The organism is Pseudomonas sp. GW821-FHT11D10 (assembly GCF_058808435.1).
On record NZ_JBXARR010000005.1, the window covers coordinates 92,692 to 115,825 of the forward strand.

Annotated in this window: 20 protein-coding genes; 6 read left to right on the forward strand and 14 right to left on the reverse strand. The window is 61.8% G+C overall.

The features are described 5' to 3' along the window. Position 1 precedes the first annotated feature (1 nt). Genes ubiB through ubiE form a run of 3 tightly spaced genes read right to left on the reverse strand, consistent with a single transcriptional unit; the run spans position 2 to position 2,996 of the window. Complete coding sequence (ubiB, locus tag AC1RT4_RS16920; protein WP_007952420.1) at positions 2 to 1,606, reverse strand: ubiquinone biosynthesis regulatory protein kinase UbiB; 1,605 nt, start codon at positions 1,604 to 1,606, stop codon at positions 2 to 4. Beyond that, positions 1,603 to 2,226: a ubiquinone biosynthesis accessory factor UbiJ gene (locus AC1RT4_RS16925; RefSeq protein ID WP_493086470.1), complete on the reverse strand. Its 624-nt coding sequence runs from the start codon at positions 2,224 to 2,226 to the stop codon at positions 1,603 to 1,605. Before AC1RT4_RS16925 ends, ubiB begins: the two co-directional genes overlap by 4 nt. After that, the gene (ubiE, locus tag AC1RT4_RS16930) at positions 2,226 to 2,996 is read right to left on the reverse strand and encodes a bifunctional demethylmenaquinone methyltransferase/2-methoxy-6-polyprenyl-1,4-benzoquinol methylase UbiE (protein WP_007952418.1); all 771 of its coding nucleotides are present in this window, start codon (positions 2,994 to 2,996) and stop codon (positions 2,226 to 2,228) included. The genes AC1RT4_RS16925 and ubiE overlap by 1 nt, the downstream gene beginning before the upstream one ends. A gap of 164 nt (positions 2,997 to 3,160) precedes the next feature. On the opposite strand from ubiE, the gene AC1RT4_RS16935 reads away from it, so the two are divergent. The 3 genes from AC1RT4_RS16935 (at position 3,161) to AC1RT4_RS16945 (ending at position 4,896) form a co-directional block, all read left to right on the forward strand. After that, complete coding sequence (locus tag AC1RT4_RS16935; protein WP_007952417.1) at positions 3,161 to 3,436, forward strand: polyhydroxyalkanoic acid system family protein; 276 nt, start codon at positions 3,161 to 3,163, stop codon at positions 3,434 to 3,436. Positions 3,437 to 3,596: 160 nt separating this feature from the next. Further along, on the forward strand, positions 3,597 to 4,019 hold the full coding sequence (locus tag AC1RT4_RS16940) for a phasin family protein (protein ID WP_007952416.1): 423 nt from the start codon (positions 3,597 to 3,599) through the stop codon (positions 4,017 to 4,019). A 10-nt stretch (positions 4,020 to 4,029) separates the two neighbouring features. Then, entirely contained in the window at positions 4,030 to 4,896 is an 867-nt protein-coding gene (locus AC1RT4_RS16945) for a phasin family protein (RefSeq protein WP_493086473.1), read from the forward strand. Between the two features lie 70 nt (positions 4,897 to 4,966). Here AC1RT4_RS16945 and AC1RT4_RS16950 read toward each other — a convergent pair whose 3' ends face one another. From AC1RT4_RS16950 to AC1RT4_RS16995, 10 genes are all read right to left on the reverse strand, one after another. After that, positions 4,967 to 5,587 carry a TetR/AcrR family transcriptional regulator gene (locus AC1RT4_RS16950; protein WP_007952414.1) on the reverse strand — a complete coding sequence of 207 codons (621 nt, stop codon included), beginning with the start codon at positions 5,585 to 5,587 and terminating at the stop codon, positions 4,967 to 4,969. A gap of 28 nt (positions 5,588 to 5,615) precedes the next feature. After that, positions 5,616 to 7,298, reverse strand: a complete 1,683-nt coding sequence (gene phaC, locus AC1RT4_RS16955) for a class II poly(R)-hydroxyalkanoic acid synthase (RefSeq protein ID WP_179692938.1) — start codon at positions 7,296 to 7,298, stop codon at positions 5,616 to 5,618. 151 nt (positions 7,299 to 7,449) lie between these two features. Continuing rightward, complete coding sequence (gene phaZ / locus AC1RT4_RS16960; RefSeq protein ID WP_493086476.1) at positions 7,450 to 8,304, reverse strand: poly(3-hydroxyalkanoate) depolymerase; 855 nt, start codon at positions 8,302 to 8,304, stop codon at positions 7,450 to 7,452. 68 nt (positions 8,305 to 8,372) lie between these two features. Continuing rightward, positions 8,373 to 10,052, reverse strand: coding sequence for a class II poly(R)-hydroxyalkanoic acid synthase (gene phaC / locus AC1RT4_RS16965; RefSeq protein WP_011332067.1), 1,680 nt, complete (start codon positions 10,050 to 10,052; stop codon positions 8,373 to 8,375). 258 nt (positions 10,053 to 10,310) lie between these two features. Further along, on the reverse strand, positions 10,311 to 10,688 hold the full coding sequence (locus AC1RT4_RS16970; protein ID WP_262159084.1) for a gamma-butyrobetaine hydroxylase family protein: 378 nt from the start codon (positions 10,686 to 10,688) through the stop codon (positions 10,311 to 10,313). A 76-nt stretch (positions 10,689 to 10,764) separates the two neighbouring features. Next, on the reverse strand, positions 10,765 to 12,102 hold the full coding sequence (gene hslU, locus AC1RT4_RS16975; RefSeq protein ID WP_007952406.1) for an ATP-dependent protease ATPase subunit HslU: 1,338 nt from the start codon (positions 12,100 to 12,102) through the stop codon (positions 10,765 to 10,767). A gap of 55 nt (positions 12,103 to 12,157) precedes the next feature. Continuing rightward, positions 12,158 to 12,688 carry an ATP-dependent protease subunit HslV gene (gene hslV, locus AC1RT4_RS16980; RefSeq protein ID WP_003196958.1) on the reverse strand — a complete coding sequence of 177 codons (531 nt, stop codon included), beginning with the start codon at positions 12,686 to 12,688 and terminating at the stop codon, positions 12,158 to 12,160. A gap of 155 nt (positions 12,689 to 12,843) precedes the next feature. Then, a complete protein-coding gene (locus AC1RT4_RS16985; RefSeq protein WP_011332070.1) occupies positions 12,844 to 13,560 on the reverse strand; it encodes an SPOR domain-containing protein in 717 nt (238 codons plus the stop codon). Between the two features lies 1 nt (position 13,561). Next, on the reverse strand, positions 13,562 to 15,298 hold the full coding sequence (gene argS, locus AC1RT4_RS16990) for an arginine--tRNA ligase (RefSeq protein ID WP_493086480.1): 1,737 nt from the start codon (positions 15,296 to 15,298) through the stop codon (positions 13,562 to 13,564). 142 nt (positions 15,299 to 15,440) lie between these two features. Next, positions 15,441 to 17,660 (reverse strand): primosomal protein N', encoded by a 2,220-nt coding sequence (locus AC1RT4_RS16995; RefSeq protein WP_493086482.1) that lies wholly within the window; start codon positions 17,658 to 17,660, stop codon positions 15,441 to 15,443. 168 nt (positions 17,661 to 17,828) lie between these two features. Between AC1RT4_RS16995 and rpmE the strand changes: the two genes are divergently transcribed. The 3 genes from rpmE to AC1RT4_RS17010 all read left to right on the forward strand — a co-directional run bounded on the left by rpmE (position 17,829) and on the right by AC1RT4_RS17010 (position 20,324). Further along, a complete protein-coding gene (gene rpmE, locus AC1RT4_RS17000; RefSeq protein ID WP_007952398.1) occupies positions 17,829 to 18,047 on the forward strand; it encodes a 50S ribosomal protein L31 in 219 nt (72 codons plus the stop codon). A gap of 41 nt (positions 18,048 to 18,088) precedes the next feature. After that, the gene (locus AC1RT4_RS17005; protein ID WP_493086484.1) at positions 18,089 to 18,871 is read left to right on the forward strand and encodes a thermonuclease family protein; all 783 of its coding nucleotides are present in this window, start codon (positions 18,089 to 18,091) and stop codon (positions 18,869 to 18,871) included. Between the two features lie 184 nt (positions 18,872 to 19,055). Next, a complete protein-coding gene (locus AC1RT4_RS17010) occupies positions 19,056 to 20,324 on the forward strand; it encodes a malic enzyme-like NAD(P)-binding protein (protein WP_007952395.1) in 1,269 nt (422 codons plus the stop codon). Positions 20,325 to 20,486: 162 nt separating this feature from the next. On the opposite strand, the gene AC1RT4_RS17015 is transcribed toward AC1RT4_RS17010, so the two are convergent. Then, a complete protein-coding gene (locus tag AC1RT4_RS17015) occupies positions 20,487 to 22,931 on the reverse strand; it encodes a penicillin-binding protein 1A (RefSeq protein WP_371915874.1) in 2,445 nt (814 codons plus the stop codon). Positions 22,932 to 23,134 lie beyond the last annotated feature (203 nt).

Below are 23,134 nucleotides of genomic sequence, written 5' to 3' on the forward strand. Positions count from 1 at the left end.
GCTATCGGCGAACGACCAGATACAAGCCGACTGCCACCATGATCCCGGCGGGCCAATGCCCCAGTTCGTGCATCGGGCCCCCGGCGGCGAGGATCGTACCGCCCGCCAGATGGGCGCTGCCGAGCAGGCGCAGGAACCAGTCGTCCTTGCGTTTTTTCCACGGTGGCGGCGGGTCGTTGGCGTGGGGCTGGGACATGCGTTCGAGCAGGTCGCGGGCCATGTTGGCCAGGTGCGGCAGCTGTTCGAACTGGCTCTGGACGTTGCCGATCAAGGCTTTTGGGCTGACGCGCTCGCGCATCCAGCGTTCGAGGAACGGCTGCGCGGTGTTCCACAGATCGAGGTCCGGGTACAGCTGGCGGCCCAGGCCTTCGATGTTCAGCAGGGTCTTTTGCAGCAATACCAGTTGCGGCTGCACTTCCATGTTGAAGCGGCGCGCAGTCTGGAACAGGCGCATCAGCACCTGGCCAAATGAAATATCTTTTAATGGTTTTTCGAAGATCGGCTCGCACACGGTACGAATCGCCGCTTCGAATTCGTTGAGCTTGGTTTCCGCCGGTACCCAGCCCGAATCGATGTGCAATTGCGCCACGCGGCGGTAGTCGCGCTTGAAGAAGGCGAACAGGTTGCGCGCCAGATAGTCCTGGTCTTCCGGGGTCAGGCTGCCGACGATGCCGCAGTCGATCGCGATGTACTGCGGGCTCCACGGGTTGACGGTGCTGACGAAGATGTTGCCCGGGTGCATGTCGGCGTGGAAGAAGCTGTCGCGGAACACCTGGGTGAAAAAGATCTCCACGCCACGTTCGGCGAGCATCTTCATGTCGGTGCGCTGGTCGGCGAGGGTCGCCAGATCCGTCACCTGAATCCCGTAGATGCGCTCCATTACCAGCACTTTCGGCCGGCACCAGTCCCAATAGACTTGCGGCACGTAGAGCAGCGGCGAGCCTTCGAAGTTGCGTTTCAACTGGCTGGCGTTGGCCGCCTCGCGCAACAGGTCGAGTTCGTCGTAGATGGTTTTTTCGTAGTCGCTGACCACGTCCACCGGGTGCAGCAGACGGGCGTCGGCGGAGACCTTCTCGGCGGCGCGGGCGAGGATGAACAGCCACGCCAGATCCTGGGCGATGATCGGCTTCAGGCCCGGGCGGATCACCTTGACCACCACTTCTTCGCCGGTCTTCAGTTGCGCGGCGTGCACCTGCGCCACCGAGGCCGAGGCCAGCGGTTCGACGTCGAAGCGGCTGAACACTTCGCTGATCTTCTTGCCCAGCTGTTCTTCGATCAATTTGACCGACAGCTGCGAATCGAACGGCGGCACGCGGTCCTGCAACCGCATCAGCTCATCGGCGATGTCTTCCGGCAGCAGGTCGCGGCGGGTCGAGAGGATCTGCCCGAACTTGATAAAGATCGGCCCCAGATCCTGCAACGCCAGGCGCAGGCGTGCGCCACGGCTGAGGTCCAGCGGCTTGCGCGGGAACCAGCGCCACGGCAGGACGTAGCGCAGCGCCAGCAAAAACCACGGCAAAGGCAGATCGAACAGCAGGTCATCGAGGCGGTAGCGGATCACGACGCGCTGGATGCGCAACAGACGGCGGACGGCGAGCAGCTTCATGCGTTATCGCTTGGGTCGAGGGATCGGGAAAGGCGCTCGAAGCGCGCCTCGAGACGTTCCAGATCAAGTTTGATCCGGTCCAGTTCGCTGAAACGGGCTTCGGCTTCGCGCTGCCCGACGAGGGTGCGCGATTCTTCGGCCAGGTATTCGGCGAGGTTCTGGTTGAGGCTGGCAAATCCTTGTTGATACCAGCGGGCGCGGCTGCGCAGGTGACCGCCGACCAGTTGCGTGGCGACAGGTCCCAGCCAGCGCGAGAGTTCGTACTCCCAGTCCAGCTCGAGGTCCTGCAGCACGCCGGCCAGTTCCAGCAGCACGCCGCTGTCGCCGTCGAGTTCGACTTCCAGTGCGTGCAGCACCGCCGTCTTGTCCTTGCTCAGGGCCAGCTTCACCAGGCTCGAGGCCGGGGCGCGCAGGGTGCAATCGACGCCGGTTTCCCAGTGGGACGCCAGTATCAGGCCTTCGTCGCTCGGCAGGATGAACAGTTGCAGCGCCGGGCTGCGGCAATCCACGGCAATCACTTTGCCGGTCAGATGCGCCAGTCGCGGCAGCGCCGTGCTGTCGAGACGCAGCACGCGGTTCAGGCCGAGTTCGACGCTGGCGAGCAGCCCGGTCAGCAGCATCAGGGTTTGATGCCGCGGTGCAGGGCGACGATGCCTGCGGTCATGTTGTGATAGGTCACGCGGTCGAAACCGGCGTCGACCATCATCGACTTCAGGGTTTCCTGATTCGGGTGCATGCGGATCGATTCGGCCAGGTAGCGATAGCTTTCCGAGTCATTGGTGATCAGCTTGCCCATCAGCGGCATGAAGGCGAACGAGTAGGCGTCGTAGGCCTTGGACATCAGCGCGTTGGTCGGCTTGGAGAATTCCAGCACCAGCAGGCGGCCGCCCGGCTTGAGTACGCGCAGCATCGAGCGCAGGGCGTCTTCCTTGTGCGTCACGTTGCGCAGGCCGAAGGCGATGGTCACGCAGTCGAAATGGTTGTCCGGGAACGGCAGCTTTTCAGCGTCGGCCTGGACGAACTCGACGTTGCCCGAAACACCGACGTCCAGCAGGCGGTCACGGCCGACCTTGAGCATGGATTCGTTGATGTCCGCGAGAACCACCTGACCGGTCGGGCCGACCAGGTGCGAGAATTTCTTGGTCAGGTCGCCCGTACCGCCAGCGATGTCCAGCACGCGGTTGCCGGCGCGCACGCCCGACAGTTCGATCGCGAAACGCTTCCACAGACGGTGCATGCCGCCCGACAGAAGGTCGTTCATCAGGTCGTACTTGGCGGCCACGGAGTGGAACACCTCAGCGACTTTTTCCGCTTTCTGGCTTTCCGGAACGTTTTTGAAGCCGAAGTGAGTGGTGGGTTCGGCATCGCTGCCTTTGCGCTGATCAGTCATATCGCTGTCACCAAAAGAGAATGCGCGACATTCTAATCCCCAAGCCATGCTTTGTCTTGGAATGGCTAAAGGTAAGATGGGCAACCTTCGGGACGATTTGCCGCAGTGGCGGTCAAGATTCGTTGCAGGCATTCATAGCCCATTCAAAAAGCAGGAGTCATTCAATGGCCCATATCAGTGTTGAGCGTGCCCACAGCCTGGGCAAGGAAGCGGCCCGCGAGAAAGCCGACAAACTGGCGCAGAAACTCTCCGATCAATATGGCCTGGAGCCGCAGTGGTCGGGCGATGTCCTGAACCTCAAGCGTTCGGGCGTGAAGGGCGCGGTGCATGTGGCCGAGGATTCGATCCGGGTCGACGTGGAACTGGGCCTGATGATGTCGGCCATGAGCGGCATGATCAAAGCCGAGATCGAAAAGGCGCTGGATAAAGCGCTGGTCTGATCAGGACAAAGCGGGGAGCTTCGGGCTCCCCGTTTTTTCTCGTGCACCTGCCTTTTATGTCAGTTGTTAGGGTGCCGTTTCTAATTTTTCTCCCTACTTTGTGCCTGAGCCCGACACTCGTCAGGGCAGTTCCTCAAACCTTCCGCGCGTGAGGTGCACCATGGCCAAAGTCATTTTGAAGAAAAAAATCGACGCTTCGACTTCCGCTCTGAGCGACGTCAAATCCTATGCCCGCAAGATCTGGCTGGCAGGCCTGGGTGCCTACACCAAGGTCGGTCAGGAGGGCAGCGAGTACTTTCAGGAGTTGATCAAGGCTGGTCAAACTGTTGAAAAGAAAGGCAAAAAAGCCGTCACCGAAAAACTCGAAGCGGCCAACGCCGAGATCGATGAAGCCAAGAGCGAAGTCAGCTCTTTCAAAGGCCGGGTCGAAGTTCAGCTCGACAAGGTCGAGAAGGCGTTCGACACGCGTGTCGCCAGTGCCTTGAATCGTATCGGCATTCCGTCTAAACATGACGTTGAGGCACTCTCTGCTAAGCTCGATGAGCTGACGGCATTGCTCGAACGCGTCGCGCGTAAATCTTAAGGAGAACGGGATGGCTGGTAAAAAGAACACCGATAAAGAAGGCAGCTCGTGGATCGGAAAAGTCGAAGACTATTCCCGCAAGATCTGGCTGGCTGGTTTAGGCGTGTACTCGAAGATCGACACTGACGGCAGCAAGCTCTTCGATACATTGGTCAAAGACGGCGAGAAAGCCGAGAAGCTCACCAAGGCTGCAGTCGGCAAGAAAGTCGATGCTGCCAAGGACTCTGCAAGCTCGGCAAAATCGCGCATCAGCGGCGTGAAAGATCGCGCACTGGGCACCTGGGATCAACTGGAAGGGGCTTTCGACAAGCGCCTGAACAGTGCAATTTCGCGCCTGGGCGTACCGAGCCGCAACGAGGTGAAGGATCTGCACAAGAAGGTCGATACCCTGACCAAGCAGATCGAAAAACTCACCGGCCTGAAAGCTCAGCCTGTCGCGGCCAAAACCGCAGCAGCCAAGCCTGCGGCCAAAACCGCTGCCAAGCCACTGGCTAAAGCCGCCGCCAAACCGGCCGCAAAACCAGCAGCCAAAACTGCTGCCGCCAAGCCTGCAGCGAAAGCCGCGGCCAAACCGGTTGCCGCCAAGGCCGCCGCCAAGCCGGCTGCAAAACCAGCCGCCAAACCTGCGGCCAAGCCAGCAGCGAAAACCGCTGCCGCCAAACCCGCTGCCAAGCCTGCTGCCAAACCGGCTGCGGCGAAAAAACCGGCAGTGAAAAAACCGGCCGCGCCGAAAGCCGCTGCGCCGAAAGCTGCAGCACCAAAACCGGTGACCACACCGCAAGCACTGGCAAGCACGTCGAACTCCGCCTCGGCTCCAACCCCGGCGCCTGCTCCGACTGCTGCTTCGACTCCGTCGACGCCGACCAGTCAGTCCTGATTTTTCAGGGCTCAAGAAAACGCCCGGCCTGTGAAGGTCGGGCGTTTTTGTTTGGGTAAAAGCAGTAGGATTACTCGTGATCTTCCAGATATTGCAAAGCCATCCTCTCCGTCGCCACCTTCACCGGCGGCAACAGGTGCGGCGCCACCAGCATCATGATCTGGTACACCACCAGCCGCACTTCCCCTTCGCGATCGAGAATCCGCTGATAGTCCAGCGAGAACAGCAGCGTCATGGTGATCTGCTCCACCAGTTGCCCCAGCGCCTGGGTGTCGCTGACCAACTGCCCCGACGCCTTCAACCGCGCCAGCAATGACGCCAGCGTGCGCTTGAGCACGTTGAGAAACTGGCGAATGCCCTTGGCCAGTTTCGGCAGGCGTCCGGCCAGGTTCGACAGGTCCTGGAACAGGAAGCGGTACTGCGCCAGCCGTTCGACGATCAGGTGCAGGAACAGCCAGTAATCCTCCGGTGCCAGTTCGACATCGGCGGGCGGGTCGAGCAGCGGGGCGAGGTCGTTCTGGAAGCGCTCGAACAGTCCGAGAATCAGCGGTTCCTTGCCGTGGAAGTGGTAGTAGAGGTTGCCGGGGCTGATCCCCATTTCATTGGCAACCTCCATGGTGGAGACGTTCGGCTCGCCCTTTTCATTGAACAACTGCAGGGCACATTCGAGGATCCGTTCGCTTGTTTTCATCCAGTCTTCTTAAAAGGGCTTGAGTCAGTCAGCGCACACGCACATAGGTGCCGGGTGCCGCTTCCATCGGTGGATAATTGGCGTTGCCGAGGGTCATCTGGGTTTCGCGCAGGGTGCCGGAGCGCTGCTGCACCCACTCCAGCCATTGCGGCCACCAGCTGCCGTCGACTTTCTTGGCGTCGTAGTACCAGGCACGTGGATCGCCGCTGAGCTTTCCGTTCTCGACGTAATTGGCTTTCGGGTTGCCCGGCGGGTTGAGGATGCTCTGCACGTGGCCGCTGTTGGACAGCACGAAGCGCCGCTCACCGCCCAGCAACAGCGTCGAGCGATACACCGCGTCCCATGGCGTGATGTGGTCGTTCATGCCGGCCACGCTGAAGCTGTCGACCGTGACCTTCTGCAGATCGATCGGCGTGCCGCACACTTCCAGCCCGCCCGGATGGGTCAACGGGTTGTGCTTGAAGAAGTCCAGAATGTCGCCGTGAAACGCGGCGGGCAGGCGGGTGCTGTCGTTGTTCCAGTAGAGGATGTCGAACGCCGGCGGCTCCTTGCCCAGCAGGTAGTTATTGACGAAATAACTCCAGATCAGATCGTTGGGGCGCATCCAGGCGAACACCTTGGCCATGTCGCGGCCGTCCAGCACGCCTTTCTGATAGGAGCGCCGCTTGGCTGCTTCGAGCGTTTGCTCATCGGCGAACAGGGTGGCCGGGGTATTCATCTCACTGTCGAGCAGGCTCACCAGATAGGTGGCGCTGGAGACCCGCCGTAACTGCCGCTTGGCCTGCAGATGCCCTTGCAGCGCCGCGATGGTCAGCCCGCCGGCGCAGGCGCCCATCAGGTTGACCTCGCGGGCGCCGGTGATCGCCCGGCAGATGTTCATCGCTTCTTCCACGGCTTCGACGTAGGTCGACAGGCCCCATTCGCGATGCCGCACATCCGGGTTGCGCCAGCTGATCATGAAGGTCTGCAAACCGTTCTTCAGGGCGAACTGAACGAAGCTGTTGCTCGGGCTAAGGTCGAAAATGTAGTACTTGTTGATTTGCGGCGGCACCACCAGCAGCGGTTTCGAATACTGCTTTTCACTCATTGGCCGGTACTGGATCAGCTCGAGCATTTCGTTGCGAAACACCACCGAGCCGGTGGTGGTGGCGACGGTCTTGCCGACTTCGAAAGCCTGTTTGGTCACCTGGCGCGGCAGGCCGTCGTTGTGCAACAGGTCATCGAACAGATGACTGAGACCGCGCACCAGACTGTGACCCCCAGAGTTGAACAGCTCCTTGACCGCCAGCGGATTAAGCAGTGTGTTGGAAGGCGCCACGGCGTCGTTGAGCAGGGTGAAGGCGAAGTGCGCGCGGGCGCGGTCGTCGTCGCTCATGCTGCTCTCGTCGATCCAGCTCTTGACCTGTTTCTGCCAGGCCAGATAAGCCTGAAGGCTGCGCCGATAGAACGGATTGAGGCTCCACGCCGGATCGGCGAAGCGGCTGTCCTGCGGATTGGTCGGGTGCAGGGTTTCGCCGAGCAGCACGCGTCCGAGCGCGCCTCCCAGCTTCAAGGCGTGTTTTGCACTGTGGATCGGATTGCGCAGCCCGTGGGCCGCGACGTTGCGCAAGGTCGAGATCAGGTCCCGGCCGCGCAGACCGGTCATGGCACTCTGTGCATTGATGAACACGGCGGGGCTGGGCACGACGCCCGTCGCTGGTTTGTCACGCATGACTCAACACTCCTTCGTCTTCAGGCCAAAAACAAACACACCGAACCAGAACACCATAGACGCTGTTGCGGGTTGTTGCCTGCGCGGCCTCCTGCCACGCACCTGTGTGGACACGTTGCAAGACGCTGTCCAGAAATCCGCGCCGGGACGGTTATCCGCCCAGCGGTGTCGGGTGCGGATGCATCACCGCACGCTGACGTTCCTCCTGGAGGAACTTCATGATGATCGGCGCCACCGCCTCGGCCCGGGTAATCAGGAACAGATGCCCGTCGTCGATGATGTGCAGCTGCGCGTTGGGAATTCGCCAGGCGAGCATGCGCATGTTGATCAGCGGGATCAGCGGGTCGTCATCACCGGCCAGCACCAGCGTCGGCTGGTGGATCTTGTGCAGCCAGTGAATGCTGGTCCAGCCCAGGCCCGCGAACAGTTGCCAGTAGTAGCCGAGCTTGCCCGCCGAACGCACCTTGGCCGCATGGCTGGCGGCGAGTGTCGGGTCGCGGCGGAACGAGCCGCCGTAGATCATCGGGGCGATGCGGATCACATGGGACGGCTGGATGTAGCGCCGCGGACTGGCCATCATCCACAGCACTTTCGGCTTGCCCGGCACCATCACCGCACCGGCAGCGGTCGCCGCCAGCACCAGCTTCTTGCAGCGCTCGGGATAGTCGTAGGCAAACTGCTGCGCCAGCGCGCCACCCCAGGACACGCCGATCACGTTGACCTGTCCGTAGTCGAGGTAATCGAGCATCCGTGCGGTGAGTTTCGCCAGTCCCGGAAAGCGATACGGTCGGCTCGGCGTCGAGGAACCACCGACACCGGGCACGTCGAAGGCGATCACTTCCAGGTCCGGATCCAGCGCCGCGACAAAAGGAAACACCAGCTCCAGGTTGGCGCCGATGCCGTTGAATATCAGCAAGGGCGTCAAGTGAGGCTTGCCGGGGCGGACCGCCGTGCGGAGGGTCTGGCCATCCAGCTCGACGGTTCGAAAGATGAACGGGTGCGGCATGCTTCAAGGCCCTGTGGGTCGCAATCTCAGTGTTCACCTCACTCCCGGAAGGGAGTGAGGTGTGTCGGTTACCGCTCGTGAACGTAAGTGCCCGGTGAAGCTTCGCCTGCCGGATACGCCTTGTTGCCCAGCTTGGTTGGCGCTTTCTTCAATTCGCCCGAACGGGCCGCCTGCCACGCCTGCCAGTACAGCCACCAGGAGTCGGCGTGCTTGGTCGAGTTTTCCTGCCAGTCATCGGCATTCGCGGTCATTTCATCGCTGGTCATGTAGCGCGATTTCGGGTTGCCCGGCGGGTTCAGAATGCTCTGGATATGCCCGCTGCTGGACAGCACGAATTCGACCTTGCCACCGAACAGCTGCGCCGACTTGTAGCAGGACTTCCACGGGGTGATGTGGTCGTTGGTGCCGGCCAGCGAGAAGATGTCGGCGGTCACCTGCTTGAGGTCGATCGGCGTGCCGCACACTTCCAGTGCATTGGGGCGGATCAGTGGGTTGTTTTTGAACATCTCGATCAGGTCGCCGTGGAACGCGGCCGGCAGTCGAGTCGTATCGTTGTTCCAGAACAGGATGTCGAACACCGGTGGCTCGTTGCCGAGCAGGTAGTTGTTGACCCAGTAGTTCCAGATCAGATCGTTGGGACGCATCCAGGCAAAGACCTTGGCCATGTCTTTGCCTTCCAGCACGCCGGCCTGATAGGAGTGCCGCTTGGCCATTTCCAGCGTCTGCTCGTCGACGAACAAGGCGACATCGCTATCGAGGGTGGTGTCGAGCACGCTGACCAGCAGGGTCAGGGCATTGACCTTGTTTTCGCCGGTGGCGGCGTAATGGCCGAGCAGAGCGGTACAGGTGATGCCGCCGGAGCAGGCGCCGAGCATGTTGACGTCCTTGCTGCCGGTGATCGCGGTGACCACGTCGACGGCTTCCTTCAGGGCTTCGATGTAAGTCGAGAGGCCCCACTCGCGCTGTTCCTTGGTCGGGTTGCGCCAGCTGACGATGAAGGTCTGCACATTGTTGCGCAGGCAGAAGCGCGCCAGGCTCTTGTCCGGGCTCAGGTCGAATACATAGAACTTGTTGATCTGCGGCGGCACCACCAGCAGCGGGCGCTCGTGCACCTGCTCGGTGATCGGCTTGTACTGGATCAGCTCCAGCACGTCGTTGCGAAACACCACCGCGCCTTCGGTCACGCCCAGGCTCTTGCCGACCTCGAACGCGCCCATGTTGACCTGGCTCGGCATGCCGCCGTTGTGCACCAGATCCTTGGCAAGGTGCGAGAGGCCGTCGAGCAGGCTCTTGCCGCCGGTCTCGAAGAAGCGTTTGACCGCCGCCGGGTTGGCCGCCGTATTGGTCGGCGCCATGGCCTCGGTCATCAGGTTGATCACGAAGTGGCCGCGCGCGATGTCCTTGGGTGAGAGGCTGCTGTCGTCGATCCAGGCATGGAGTTCCTTGCGCCATGCCAGGTAGGTTTGCAGATAACGTTTGTACAGCGGGTTCTGACTCCACGCCGGATCGACGAAGCGACGGTCATCGCCCGCCGGTTGCAGGTCTGATTTGCCGAACAGCACGTTCTTCAGTTCGAGGCCGAACTGGGTGACGTGTTTGACACTATGGATCGGTTGTTTGATGGCCTGGGTCAGCACCATTCGAGCAGAGGCCAGCAGATCCTTTCCGCGAAGCCCAACGACAGGATTCAGCCCCAGGGTGTTCTCCGAGGCCTGGTACTTCAAATCATCGTTATTCTTGTTACTCATCTACGACGCTCCATTGTCCTGAGACGAGTACCCGGTTTTCTGCTGTGCAGTTCCACAGCCAATGCCAGGTACTACTGCTCGGGTGACCGTTGATTCTGCATAGCTGCTTTACAGTCGTAGAGCACTGCAGGGAACTTGCCAGTTCCATTGGTTACCCGAGATTGATTTTTTTCGCAAGCAGCCGATCCCGGGCCGCTTTAGCGGAGCATTCAAACAGATGAATCTAGAAAATGCCCTCTAAACAGTCCGAGGCGCGGACTAGAGCATCAGCTTGACGACGGACTGGTCCGGGTCGCGGGTTTTGCCGGCGGCTTTGAGCTCGGCCAGATAATCCGCCCAGAGTGCGTCATAACGTCGCCCCAGCTCGTACAGATAATCCCAGGTGAACAGGCCGCTGTCGTGACCGTCGTCGAAGGTCAGTTTCAGTGCGTACTGACCGGCCGGTTCTACCTTGGTCAGGCCGACGTTCAGCTTGCCGAATTGCAGGATCGGTTTGCCGTGGCCCTGGACCTCGGCGGAGGGGGAATGCACGCGCAGGAATTCGGCGGGCAGGGTGTATTCCTCGCCGGACGCGTATTTGAGCGACAGGGTTTTCGAGGCTTTGTGCAGTTTGATGTCGGTGGGGAGTTGGGTCATCGCCGGCGTTCCGTCAGGTGGAAAAAATTGTGGGAGCCGATGGCTCCCACAGTTTCACGACCACTGTAAGTATGGCTTACAGGATATAACGGGACAGGTCTTCGTTCTGCGCCAATTCGCCCAGGTGGCTGTTGACGTATTCGGCGTCGATCTGGATCGCCTTGTCGTCGTGGGCGCTGGCCAGATCGCCGGCACTGAACGACACCTCTTCCAGCAGACGCTCGAGCAGCGTGTGCAGGCGACGGGCACCGATGTTCTCGGTCTTCTCGTTGACCTGCCAGGCGATCTCCGCCAGACGCTTGATGCCTTCCGGCTGGAACTGGATGTTCAGGCCTTCGGTTTTCAGCAGTGCGCAGTACTGCTCGGTGAGCGAGGCGTGCGGTTCGCTGAGGATGCGTTCGAAGTCCTGCGGGCTCAGGGCCTTGAGTTCGACGCGGATCGGCAGACGGCCTTGCAGCTCCGGTACCAGATCGCTCGGCTTGCTCAGGTGGAACGCACCGGAGGCGATGAACAGGATGTGGTCGGTCTTGACCATGCCCAGCTTGGTGTTGACGGTGCAGCCTTCGATCAGCGGCAGCAGGTCACGTTGCACGCCCTCGCGGGACACATCGGCGCCGCCGACATTGCCGCGCTTGGCGACCTTGTCGATTTCGTCGATGAACACGATGCCGTGCTGCTCGACCGCTTCCAGGGCCTTGGCCTTCAGCTCTTCTTCGTTGACCAGGCGACCGGCTTCTTCATCGCGTACCAGTTTCAGCGCTTCCTTGACCTTGAGCTTACGGGCCTTCTTCTTGCCCTTGCCCATGTTGGCGAACAGGTTCTGCAACTGGTTGGTCATTTCTTCCATGCCCGGAGGCGTGGCGATTTCGATGCCGGCCATTTCGGCGACTTCGATCTCGATTTCCTTGTCGTCCAGCTGACCTTCGCGCAGACGCTTGCGGAACAGTTGGCGAGTGTTGGAATCCTGGGTCGGCGCTTCTTCATTGCTGAAGCCCATGCGTGCCGGTGGCAGCAGGGCGTCGAGGATACGGTCCTCGGCGGCGTCTTCGGCGCGGTGGCGAACGCGGGTCATTTCCTGCTCGCGCAGCATCTTGATCGCGGCGTCAGCCAGATCACGGATGATCGATTCGACGTCACGGCCGACGTAGCCGACTTCGGTGAACTTGGTCGCTTCGACCTTGATGAACGGCGCGTTGGCCAGCTTGGCCAGGCGACGGGCGATCTCGGTTTTACCGACACCGGTCGGGCCGATCATCAGGATGTTCTTCGGGGTCACTTCAACGCGCAGCTCTTCAGGCAGCTGCATGCGGCGCCAGCGGTTGCGCAGGGCAATCGCGACGGCGCGCTTGGCATCGTCCTGGCCGATGATGTGGCGGTTGAGTTCGTGGACGATTTCGCGGGGAGTCATGGACATAATAATTGACGGTCCTCAAGCAGAAACAAGCCGTGGCACAGGGGCCGCGTCAGGCTTATTCAGCGAGATCCTGCTCCTCAATGGTCTGGGTGTGGTTGGTGAATACACAGATGTCGCCGGCGATGCCGAGAGCGGTCTCGACGATTTCGCGGGCCGACAGGTCGGTCTTCTTCAGCAGGGCGCTGGCGGCGGCTTGCGCATAGGCGCCACCGGAACCCATGGCGATCAGGCCGTCTTCGGGTTCGACCACGTCACCGTTGCCGGTGATGATCAGGGATGCGTCCTTGTTGGCGACCGCGAGCATCGCTTCGAGGCGGCTCAGGGAACGGTCGGTGCGCCATTCTTTGGCGAGTTCGACGGCGGCGCGAACCAGATGACCCTGGTGCTTTTCAAGCTGGCCTTCGAAACGTTCGAACAGGGTGAAGGCGTCGGCGGTGGCACCGGCGAAACCGGCGATGACTTCGCCGTGGTACAGGCGACGAACTTTCTTCGCGTTGCCTTTCATCACGGTGTTGCCGAGAGAAACCTGGCCGTCGCCGCCCATGACGACTTTGCCGTGGCGGCGGACTGAAACGATGGTGGTCAAGGGAAGAGTCTCCACACTGCGGGGCGAAAATGCCTTATGCCCATTCATATGGGGGTGGTGGAGAGGATTTCAACTGCGGGGCAGGAGAGGGGACGAGCGGTGGTTTGTATGTGATCGCTCCCACGCAGAGCGTGGGAGCGATCGGTGGGGGAGGATCAGCGGCTCTGGCGTTGTTGTAACAACAGGTTGCTGAAGCCGGCGCCCGCCAGTTGTTTCTGGGCGGTGGTCAGCTGTTCGCGGTTGCTGAACGGGCCGACCAGTACGCGGTACCAGGTTTCATCCTTGACCGTCCCGGACTCAACCGCGACCGCCTGGCCGAGCAGAATGATCTGCGCGCGGACCTTGTCGGCATCCGTCTCTTTGCGGAACGAGCCGGCCTGCAGGAAGAACTTGGTCACCGGTGCAGCCTTGGTCACCGGCGGCGCTGGCGGTGGGGTGATCCCGGCCAGTGCAGCCTGCGCCCGTGCGGTGTCGATCTTCGCCGCTTCGGCCGGGGTCACCGGCGTGGTCGGGATTGCCGGCACTTGTGGCGTCGGCAGGGTTTTCTCCGGCACGGCGTCCGGCGGCACGATCACTTCCGATTCCGGCAGCAGGGTGTAGAAGTCGTACTTCGGCTTCACCGGTTGCGTCGGGCTCGGCGGGGTCTTGTTGGCCTCGGCGATCTTGGTGGCTTTCTGTTGTTGCTGTTGCTCGATCTTCTCGCGCTTGACCGTGTCGCTGCCCTTGCCCGGCTCCAGTTTCATCAGGAACACGATGAACGCGCCGACCGTCAGGCCGATGGCCATCCACAGCCAGCCCGGGATCGGTTGCTTTGCAGGAGCTTGGTAACGGCTGGCGCCACGCTTGGGTGCAGGTTTTTTCTTGGCAGCCAACTTACATGCGCTCCAGGGTTTCCAGGCCGAGCAGTTCCAGGCCTTGCTTGAGGGTTCGGCCGGTCAGCGCGGCAAGGCGCAGACGGCTTTGCATTTGTGCCGGGGTGTCGGCGGCGAGGATCGGGCAGTTCTCGTAGAAGCTGGAGAACAGGCCGGCCACGTCGTACAGGTAGGTGCACAAGGTGTGTGGCGTGCCCTTTTCCGCAACGTTGTTCAGCACTTCACCGAACTGCGCCAGTTTGGCCGCCAGTTCCTGTTCGTGCGCCGCTTCAAGGACGATCTGGCCTTCGACTTCGCTGAAATCCTTGCCCAGTTTGCGGAACACGCCGGCCACGCGGGTGTAGGCGTACAGCAGGTATGGCGCGGTGTTGCCTTCGAAGTTGAGCATCAGGTCGAAGTTGAAGCTGTAGTCGCTGGTGCGGTGCTTCGACAGGTCGGCGTATTTGACCGCGCCGATGCCGACCACTTTGGCGATGGCGCGCAGTTCGTCTTCGGCCAGTGTCGGGTTCTTTTCCTTCACCAGGCTGTAGGCACGTTCCTGCGCTTCGGTCAGCAGGTCAATCAGCTTCACGGTGCCGCCATCACGGGTCTTGAACGGACGGCCGTCGGCGCCGTTCATGGTGCCGAAGCCCATGTGCTCCATTTCCATCGGATGGGTCACGAAACCGGCCTTGCGCGCCACGGCGAACACTTGCTGGAAGTGCAGGGCCTGACGCTGGTCGACGAAGTACAACGCACGGTCGGCCTTCAGCTTGCCGCTGCGATAACGCACGGCCGCCAGGTCGGTGGTGGCGTACAGGTAGCCGCCGTCGGCCTTGACGATGATCACCGGCAGCGGCTCGCCTTCGGCGTTCTTGAATTCGTCGAGGAACACGCACTGGGCGCCGTTGCTTTCGACCAGCATGCCGGCGGCTTTCAGGTCGTTGACCACGTTGATCAGGTCGTCGTTGTAGGCACTTTCGCCCATCACGTCGGCCATGGTCAGTTTGACGTTGAGCAGTTCGTAGATCTTTTGGCAGTGCGACAGCGAGATGTCCTTGAACTTGGTCCACAGCGCCAGGCATTCAGCGTCGCCGGCCTGCAACTTGACCACCAGGCCACGGGCGCGGTCGGCGAATTCCGGAGATTCGTCGAAGCGCTGCTTGGCGGCGCGGTAGAAGTTTTCCAGGTCCGACAGTTCGTCGCTGGTGATCGGGTTTTCCTGCAGGTACGCCATCAGCATGCCGAACTGGGTGCCCCAGTCGCCGACGTGGTTCTGACGGATAACGGTGTCGCCGAGGAATTCGAGTACCCGCGCCACGCCGTCGCCGATGATGGTCGAGCGCAGGTGGCCGACGTGCATCTCTTTGGCCAGGTTCGGTGCCGACAGGTCGACCACGGTGCGTTGCGCCGGGCCGGCCTTGCGCACGCCAACGTGAGCATCGGCCAGTGCGTCGTCGAGGCGCGAGGCCAGCGCTTGAGTGTTCTGGAAGAAGTTGATGAAGCCTGGGCCGGCGATTTCGGCCTTGGTGACGTTCTCGTCAGCCGGCAGGGCGGCGATGATTTTTTCCGCCAGATCGCGCGGTTTCATTCCCGCAGGCTTGGCCAGCATCATCGCGATGTTGCTGGCGAAGTCGCCGTGGGTCTTGTCCCGGGCGTTTTCCACCTGGATCGCCGGCGTCAGGCCTTCAGGCAACACACCTTCGTTGACGAGTTGGGTGAGGGCTTGTTGGATCAGCTGGCGAATGGTGTCTTTCATGGTCTTCTCTTTCGACCGCAAGCGCGGCGGCGCATCGATGCGCGGGTGGAAAAACTGGGCATTATCCGTTGCGAAGACGGGCTTGCCAACCTTAGCAGGCAGGATGTGGATGTGTGGTGACAATTCGGCCGGTTTTGCCCGGTCAGTACAGATCCACCGGATCGACATCCAGCGACCAGCGCACCGCACGGCCGCTTGGCATCTGTTCCAGCACCAGCAACCAGCTCGCCAACAATCGGTGCAGCGGCGCCCGGGCCGTGGCCTGCAACAGCAGCTGCGCGCGGAAGCGTCCGGCCCGGCGTTCCATCGGCGCCGGCACGGGGCCAAGCAGTTCAATGCCGGTCAGGTTTTGTTCGGCCAGCAAACGCTCGGCCTCGCTGCATGCCTCATCGAGAAAACCTTCGGCCTGCCCCGGCTTGTGCGCTTCGGCGCGCAGCAGGGCGAGGTGGGCGAACGGCGGCAGGCCGGCGGCGCGGCGTTCGCTCAGGGCTTGTTCGGCGAAGGCGAAGTAACCCTGCTCGGTCAGTTGCACCAATAAAGGATGGTCGGCCAGATGCGTCTGGATGATCACCTTGCCCGGTTCTTCCGCCCGCCCGGCACGGCCAGCGACCTGCACGATCAACTGCGCCATGCGCTCGCTGGCGCGGAAGTCGCCGGAGAACAGCCCGCCGTCGGCATCGAGGATCGACACCAGAGTGACTCGGGGGAAGTGGTGACCCTTGGCCAACATCTGGGTGCCGACCAGAATGCACGGCTGGCCTTTCTGGATCGTGGCGAACAGTTGATTCATCGCGTCCTTGCGCGACGTGCTGTCACGGTCGACGCGCAACACCGGATAGTCCGGGAACAGGATCGCCAGCCGTTCTTCGGCCCGCTCGGTGCCGGCGCCCACGGGGCGCAGATCGACCTTGTTGCACTTCGGGCACTGGCGCGGCACGCGCTCGACGTAACCGCAGTGGTGGCAGCGCAGTTCGCCATAGCGCTGGTGCACGGTCATCCGCGCATCGCAGCGCTGGCACTCGGACATCCAGCCGCAGTCATGGCACAGCAGTGTCGGGGCAAACCCCCGGCGGTTAAGGAACACCAATACCTGCTGGCCGGCGGCGAGGGTCTGGCCGATGGCTTGCTGCATCGGCCCGGAAATACCGCTGTCCAGCGGGCGACTTTTCACATCCAGACGCAGGAAGCGTGGCTGCTTGGCGCCACCGGCCCGTTCGTTCAGGCGCAGGAGTCCGTAACGACCGGTGTAGGCGTTGTGCAGACTTTCCAGGGATGGTGTGGCGGAGCCGAGCACGATCGGGATGTTTTCCTGCCGCGCCCGCACCAGCGCCAGATCCCGCGCGTGGTAGCGCAGGCCTTCCTGCTGTTTATAGGAGCCGTCGTGTTCTTCGTCGATGATGATCAGCCCCGGATTCTTCATCGGGGTGAACAGCGCCGAGCGGGTGCCGATAATAATGTCGGCCTCGCCGTCACGGGCGGCGAGCCAGGCATCCAGACGATCACGATCGTTTACCGCCGAGTGCAGCAGGGCGATGCGTGCATTGAAGCGTTGTTCGAAGCGGGCCAGGGTCTGCGGGCCGAGGTTGATCTCCGGGATCAATACCAGCGCCTGTTTGCCGGCCTCGAGGGTTTCGCGGATCAACTGCAAATAGACTTCGGTCTTGCCGCTGCCGGTGACCCCGGCCAGCAGGAACGCGTGATAACTGTCGAACCCGGCGCGGATCGCCTCGTAGGCGGCGCGCTGTTCGCTGTTCAGCGGCAGCTCGGGCTGGGCCAGCCAGTGTTCATGGCGCGCGCCGGGGGCGTGGCGGCGCACTTCGACCTGCACCAGATCCTTGGCCAGCAGCAGATCGAGGCTGTCCTTGCTCAGCATCAGTTTGCTCAGCAACTGATGGGCGACGCCGTGAGGGTGCTGGGCCAGCGTCGCCAGGGCTTCGCGCTGGCGCGGCGCGCGAGCGATGCGCGGGTCATCGAGGCTGGCTCCGGGAGCGGCGGACCAGAAACGCTCCTGCCGAACTTCGGCCAGTTCGCCCTGGCGCAACAGCACCGGCAGCGCCCAGCTCAGGGTGTCGCCGAGGCTGTGCTGATAATACTGAGCCGTCCACAGGCACAGCTTGAACAGCGCCGACGGCAGTGGGGCGGTAGCGTCGAGCAGCGCCAGTGCCGGTTTGAGCTTTTCCACCGGCACTTCGCTGGTGTCAGTGACCTCCACCAGAATCCCGATCATCTCCCGCCGGCCGAACGGCACCCGCAGGCGCATGCCCGGTTGCAACTGCGAACGCAGCACGCCGGCCGGGGCCCGATAGTCGAACAGGCGGCGCAGGGGCGAAGGCAGGGCGAGGCGCAGAATGGCGTCGGGCACGCGGGGGATTCTCATAGGCGGGGCGGTGGAGAAGGGCGGGAGCCTAGCAGACGGTCGGTCTCAGCGACAGCTTGCGTGATTAGCATTGTCTGGTAGAATCCGCGGCCTAATTACGTGCGGTATTCAACAATCGTGTTGGATGGCGGCACGCCAGCTGAGGAAAACACCATGAAAGCCGATATCCACCCGAATTACCCAGAAGTTGCAGTAACTTGCAGCTGCGGCAACAAGTTCGAAACCCGTTCGACCTTCGGCAAAGCCCTGGCGATCGACGTTTGCAACGAGTGCCACCCGTTCTACACCGGTAAGCAGAAGACTCTGGACACCGGTGGTCGCGTTCAGAAGTTCGCCGACCGTTTCGGTGCTTTCGGCGCGAAAAAGGCCTAAGGCCCTTCATTCTGGAAAACCTCAGCGGCTTTTCCGGTCTGATGAAAAAGGCGTCCCTTGCGGGCGCCTTTTTTGTGTCCGCTATTTGGCTCTCCGCCGCCCAGGCCTTCTGCCCGGCGCCGGCCGGGCTGGACAGCGCCACGGTGCAGCGGGTGGTCGACGGCGACACCCTGCGCCTGAGCGACGGGCGTAATGTGCGGATGATCGGCCTTAATACGCCCGAGCTCGGCAAGCAGGGTCGCAGCGACGAGCCGTTTGCGGTAGTGGCGCGCAAGCGTCTCGAAGCCCTGGTCGCCGAGAGCGACGGGCGAGTTGGCCTGCGTCTTGGTGCCCAGCCCAAAGACCATTACGGCCGCACTCTTGCTCATGTTTTCAGCGCTAAGGGTGAGAATCTCGAAGCGCAGATGCTCGCCGATGGCCTCGGTTTCCAGGTCGCGGTGGCGCCGAATGTCGATCTGGTCGATTGCCAGCAAGCTGCTGAACGCCGCGCGCGACAGGGCGGGCTGGGCCTGTGGAAGCGCTCTCCTGTACTGAAAGCGGAGCAGATCGAGCGCTCGGGTTTCGCGCTGGTCAGTGGGCGTGTGAGCAAGGTTCAGCGCAATCGTGGCGGAATCTGGATCGAGTTGCAGGACAAGCTTGTACTGCGCGTTGCACCCAATCTGCTGGACCGCTTTGACGCCGCCTCTCTGCAGGCGTTGAAGGGCAAGCAGATCGAGGCTCGTGGCTGGGTGGTCGACCGTTCCCGGCGCGGTGGACTGAAATCAGGTCAGGCGCGCTGGCTGTTGCCGCTGACCGATCCTTCGATGCTCCAGCCGTCCCGTTGAATAAAAAGTTGTAGACATTTTTTCTGTCGATTGTGAACAGTCTAGCCCTTGTGCGCCGTGGCTCTTGGCCCAAAGTCGTAGGGCAGGGCGCTTGACAGGGGTGACCGGGCAGTCTTGTGGGGACTTTGCGAGGCGCGTATCCTCGCTGACCAGTCTGTCCAACAGTAAAAAGCGGAATGCCAAAATGTCTGATCTGAAAACTGCCGCTCTCGAATATCATGCCAATCCTCGTCCAGGAAAGCTGAGTGTCGAGCTCACCAAGGCCACTGCTACCGCCCGCGACCTGTCGCTGGCCTACAGCCCCGGCGTAGCTGAACCAGTGCGCGAGATCGCCCGCGATCCTGAACTGGCCTACAAGTACACCGGCAAGGGCAACCTGGTTGCAGTCATTTCCGATGGCACCGCGATTCTGGGCCTGGGTAACCTCGGCCCACTGGCTTCCAAGCCAGTGATGGAAGGTAAAGGCGTGCTGTTCAAGCGCTTCGCCGGCATCGACGTCTTCGACATCGAAGTCGACTCCGAAAGCCCGCAAGCCTTCATCGACACCGTAAAACGCATTTCCATCACCTTCGGTGGCATCAACCTGGAAGACATCAAGGCACCTGAGTGCTTTGAGATCGAACGTGCTCTGATCGAGCAGTGCGACATTCCGGTATTCCACGATGACCAGCACGGCACCGCGATCGTGACCGCTGCGGGCATGATCAACGCCCTGGAAATCGCTGGCAAAACCCTGGCCGACGCCAAGATCGTCTGCCTGGGCGCTGGTGCAGCCGCCATCTCCTGCATGAAGTTGCTGGTGAGCATGGGCGCCAAGGTCGAGAACATCTTCATGGTTGACCGTACTGGCGTGATCCACGCTGGCCGTGACGACCTGAACCAGTACAAGGCTGTGTTCGCTCACCCTACCGAGAAGCGCACCCTGGACGACGCCATCGAAGGCGCTGACGTATTCGTCGGCCTGTCGGGCCCGAACCTGCTGAGCGCCGAGCAACTCAAGCGCATGGCGGCCAACCCGATCGTCTTCGCCTGCTCCAACCCGGATCCGGAAATCTCCCCGGAACTGGCTCACGCCACCCGTAACGACGTGATCATGGCCACCGGCCGTTCGGACTACCCGAACCAGGTCAACAACGTACTGGGCTTCCCGTTCATCTTCCGTGGTGCCCTGGACGTTCGCGCCAAGCGCATCAACGAAGAAATGAAGATCGCCGCCGCCAACGCCCTGCGCGAACTGGCCAAGCTGCCGGTACCTCAGGAAGTGTGCGACGCCTACGGCGGTATCTCCCTGGAATTCGGCCGTGAGTACATCATTCCGAAGCCAATGGACAAGCGCCTGATCACCGTGATCTCCGACGCCGTGGCCAAGGCCGCGATCGAGACCGGTGTGGCGACCCTGCCGTATCCGAAGAACTACCCGCTGAAAAGCGTGGATGACGTGTTCAACGGCTAAGTCGTTGTAGCGCTTCAACCGAAAGCCCTGGCTCGCGAGAGTCGGGGCTTTTTTGTGCCTGAGGGTTTTGTGTCGGGTGGGTCGCGTTATCCACTGTCCATGCTGCAGGCAATAAAAAGCCCCGCACTTCTCACGAAGGCGGGGCTTTTTGGCAGATCAGGATCAGAACAGATCGATCGGCGCCTGCTCATCCGCCGGCAGCGGGCTGCCCGGCACGGTGCCATTGCCGATCTCATTGACCGACGGTGGCGTGTCCTCAGCCTTGAACAGCTCGAAGTACGCGCCCGGTGTGCTCGGCGATGCCGCGCGACCACTCACCGGATCCACCCGCAGGCTGAGGATGCCTTCCGGCTCCGGCTGGACATGTGGCGGCTTGTCCTTGAGCGCGGCGGCCATGTAGTTCATCCAGATCGGCAGTGCCACGGTTCCGCCGAACTCCCGGCGACCAAGGCTTTCCGGCTGGTCGAAACCGGTCCACACGGTGGTCACGTAATCGGCGTTGTAGCCGGAGAACCACGCATCCTTGGATTCGTTGGTGGTACCGGTCTTGCCGGCGATGTCGCTGCGGCCCAGGGCCAGTGCGCGACGGCCGGTGCCGAGCTTGATCACGTCCTGCAACATGCTGTTGAGGATGTAGGTGGTACGGCCATCGACGATGCGCTCGGCAACTGCCGGTGCTTGTGGCACGGCGGCGTTGCCCGGCGCTTCACCCGGAACCGGCGCTGCATTGACGGTAAACGATTCGGTAGCGGGGGCCGCGATGCCATCGGTGGCCGCGCCGCCCTGCGGTACGGTCGGCGGGTTGGCGACGAACAGCGTGTCGCCGTTGCGGCTTTCGATCTTGTCGATGATGTAGGGGGTGATCTTGTAGCCGCCGTTGGCGAAGGTGCTCCAGCCGGTGGCGATTTCCATCGGCGTCAGGGTCGCGGTGCCCAGCGCCAGGGACAGGTTTGGCGGCAGGTCCTGCTTGTTGAAGCCGAAGCGGGTGATGTAGTCGATGGTCTTGCCCACGCCCATCGCCTGCAACAGGCGGATCGACACCAGGTTGCGCGACTTGTACAGCGCCTCACGCAAACGGATCGGGCCGAGGAAGGTGTTGGTGTCGTTCTTCGGACGCCAGACCTTGTCCAGGTACTCGTCGACGAACACGATCGGCGCGTCGTTGACCAGGCTGGCGGCGGTGTAGCCGTTATCCAGTGCGGCGCTGTAGACGAACGGCTTGAAGCTCGAGCCCGGCTGACGCTTGGCCTGCATCGCGCGGTTGTAGTTGCTCTGCTCGAAGGCGAAACCGCCGACCAGCGAACGGATCGCGCCGTTCTGCGGATCCAGCGACACCAGCGCGCCTTGCGCCTGCGGAATCTGGCTGAACTTCAGCGAATTGTTCGGCTGGCGCTGCACGCGAACCAGATCGCCGATCTGTGCCACATCCGACGGCTGACGCGGGTTGGCGCCCATGCTGTTGGTATTAAGGAACGGTCGCGCCCATTTCATGGTGTCCCACGCCACGTGCTCTTCGCCGGTGCGGGTCAGCACTTGCAGGCCGTTCTTGTCGACCTGGGTGACGATGGCCGGCTCGAGGCTGCTGATGGTGCGTTGCTTGGTCAGTTCGGTGGCCCAGGCTTCACGGGTCTTGCCCGGCAGGCGCGATTCAGGACCGCGGTAGCCGTGGCGCTGATCGTAGGTCATCAGGCCTTCGTGCAGCGCGGTGTTGGCCATTTCCTGGAGGTTGCTCGGCACCGTGGTGGTGACGCGGAAACCTTCGGTATAGGCGTCGCTGCCATAGCGACCGACCATTTCCGCGCGAGCCATTTCGGCGATGTACGGTGCGTTCACTTCCGGGGTCGGCACGTGATAGCTGGCGTTCAGCGGTTCGTTGATCGCGGCGGTGTAGTCGGCCTCGGTGATCTTGCCGAGCTTGTACATGCGGCCGAGGATCCAGTCGCGACGTTCCTTGCTGCGCGCCGGGTTGGCCAGCGGGTTGAAGCGCGACGGGGCTTTCGGCAGGCCGGCGATCATCGCCATCTGCGCCAGGCTGACTTCGCGGATCGACTTGCCGTAATACACCTGCGCCGCCGCCTCGATGCCGTAGGCGCGGTTGCCCAGATAGATCTTGTTCACGTACAGCTCAAGGATCTCGTCCTTGGTCAGCTGGCGCTCGATCTGCAGGGCCAGAAGGATTTCCGTGGTCTTGCGCGAGAAGCTGCGTTCGCTGGTCAGGAAGAAGTTCTTCGCCACCTGCATGGTGATGGTGCTGCCGCCGGACTGGATGTGCCCGCTCTTGACCAGTTGGGTCGCGGCACGCATCAGGCTGCTCGGATCGACGCCATAGTGATTGGCGAAGTTGTCGTCTTCAGCACTTAGTAACGCATTGATGAAATTGGGGGGAATGTCGGCGAAACGGATCGGTGTGCGGCGCATTTCGCCAAATTCTGCGATCAACTTGTTGTCGCTGCTGTAAACCCGGAGCGGAATCTGCAACTGAATGCTTCTCAGCGCCTCCACAGATGGCAAACCCGGACTAAGGTAAAGAAACGCGCCGCTGAGACCTAAAAGCAGTCCGCAGAAAACGGCGACGATGGACCAACCGAAAAATTTCAGCAGACGAATCAAGGCTTTTGGACATCCACGGCAAAGAATGAATTGGGCGACAGGGTTCCGGGAAACACACAGAACGACCCGCGCCGGCAGTAAAAAGCGGAAAAAATCGCTGGGCATTATAAGCACTTTTCCGCTGGGGGCGTCATTTGCGCTTCTGTCAAGACGGGGCGAGGGAACGCAATGCGCATTACAGAGTCCGTAACTCACGGATA

What these genes read in the sequence shown, in the direction of transcription:
- phaC (WP_179692938.1), bottom strand. Translation starts at nt 7,298, where the DNA reads ATGCGTGACAAACCAGCGACGGGCGTCGTGCCCAGCCCCGCCGTGTTC.
- AC1RT4_RS16970 (WP_262159084.1), bottom strand. Translation starts at nt 10,688, where the DNA reads ATGACCCAACTCCCCACCGACATCAAACTGCACAAAGCCTCGAAAACC.
- argS (WP_493086480.1), bottom strand. Translation starts at nt 15,298, where the DNA reads ATGAAAGACACCATTCGCCAGCTGATCCAACAAGCCCTCACCCAACTC.
- AC1RT4_RS17005 (WP_493086484.1), top strand. Translation starts at nt 18,089, where the DNA reads ATGAAAAAGGCGTCCCTTGCGGGCGCCTTTTTTGTGTCCGCTATTTGG.
- ubiE (WP_007952418.1), bottom strand. Translation starts at nt 2,996, where the DNA reads ATGACTGATCAGCGCAAAGGCAGCGATGCCGAACCCACCACTCACTTC.
- AC1RT4_RS16945 (WP_493086473.1), top strand. Translation starts at nt 4,030, where the DNA reads ATGGCTGGTAAAAAGAACACCGATAAAGAAGGCAGCTCGTGGATCGGA.
- AC1RT4_RS17010 (WP_007952395.1), top strand. Translation starts at nt 19,056, where the DNA reads ATGTCTGATCTGAAAACTGCCGCTCTCGAATATCATGCCAATCCTCGT.
- AC1RT4_RS16950 (WP_007952414.1), bottom strand. Translation starts at nt 5,587, where the DNA reads ATGAAAACAAGCGAACGGATCCTCGAATGTGCCCTGCAGTTGTTCAAT.
- AC1RT4_RS16935 (WP_007952417.1), top strand. Translation starts at nt 3,161, where the DNA reads ATGGCCCATATCAGTGTTGAGCGTGCCCACAGCCTGGGCAAGGAAGCG.
- ubiB (WP_007952420.1), bottom strand. Translation starts at nt 1,606, where the DNA reads ATGAAGCTGCTCGCCGTCCGCCGTCTGTTGCGCATCCAGCGCGTCGTG.
- AC1RT4_RS16925 (WP_493086470.1), bottom strand. Translation starts at nt 2,226, where the DNA reads ATGCTGCTGACCGGGCTGCTCGCCAGCGTCGAACTCGGCCTGAACCGC.
- rpmE (WP_007952398.1), top strand. Translation starts at nt 17,829, where the DNA reads ATGAAAGCCGATATCCACCCGAATTACCCAGAAGTTGCAGTAACTTGC.
- AC1RT4_RS16940 (WP_007952416.1), top strand. Translation starts at nt 3,597, where the DNA reads ATGGCCAAAGTCATTTTGAAGAAAAAAATCGACGCTTCGACTTCCGCT.
- hslU (WP_007952406.1), bottom strand. Translation starts at nt 12,102, where the DNA reads ATGTCCATGACTCCCCGCGAAATCGTCCACGAACTCAACCGCCACATC.
- phaZ (WP_493086476.1), bottom strand. Translation starts at nt 8,304, where the DNA reads ATGCCGCACCCGTTCATCTTTCGAACCGTCGAGCTGGATGGCCAGACC.
- phaC (WP_011332067.1), bottom strand. Translation starts at nt 10,052, where the DNA reads ATGAGTAACAAGAATAACGATGATTTGAAGTACCAGGCCTCGGAGAAC.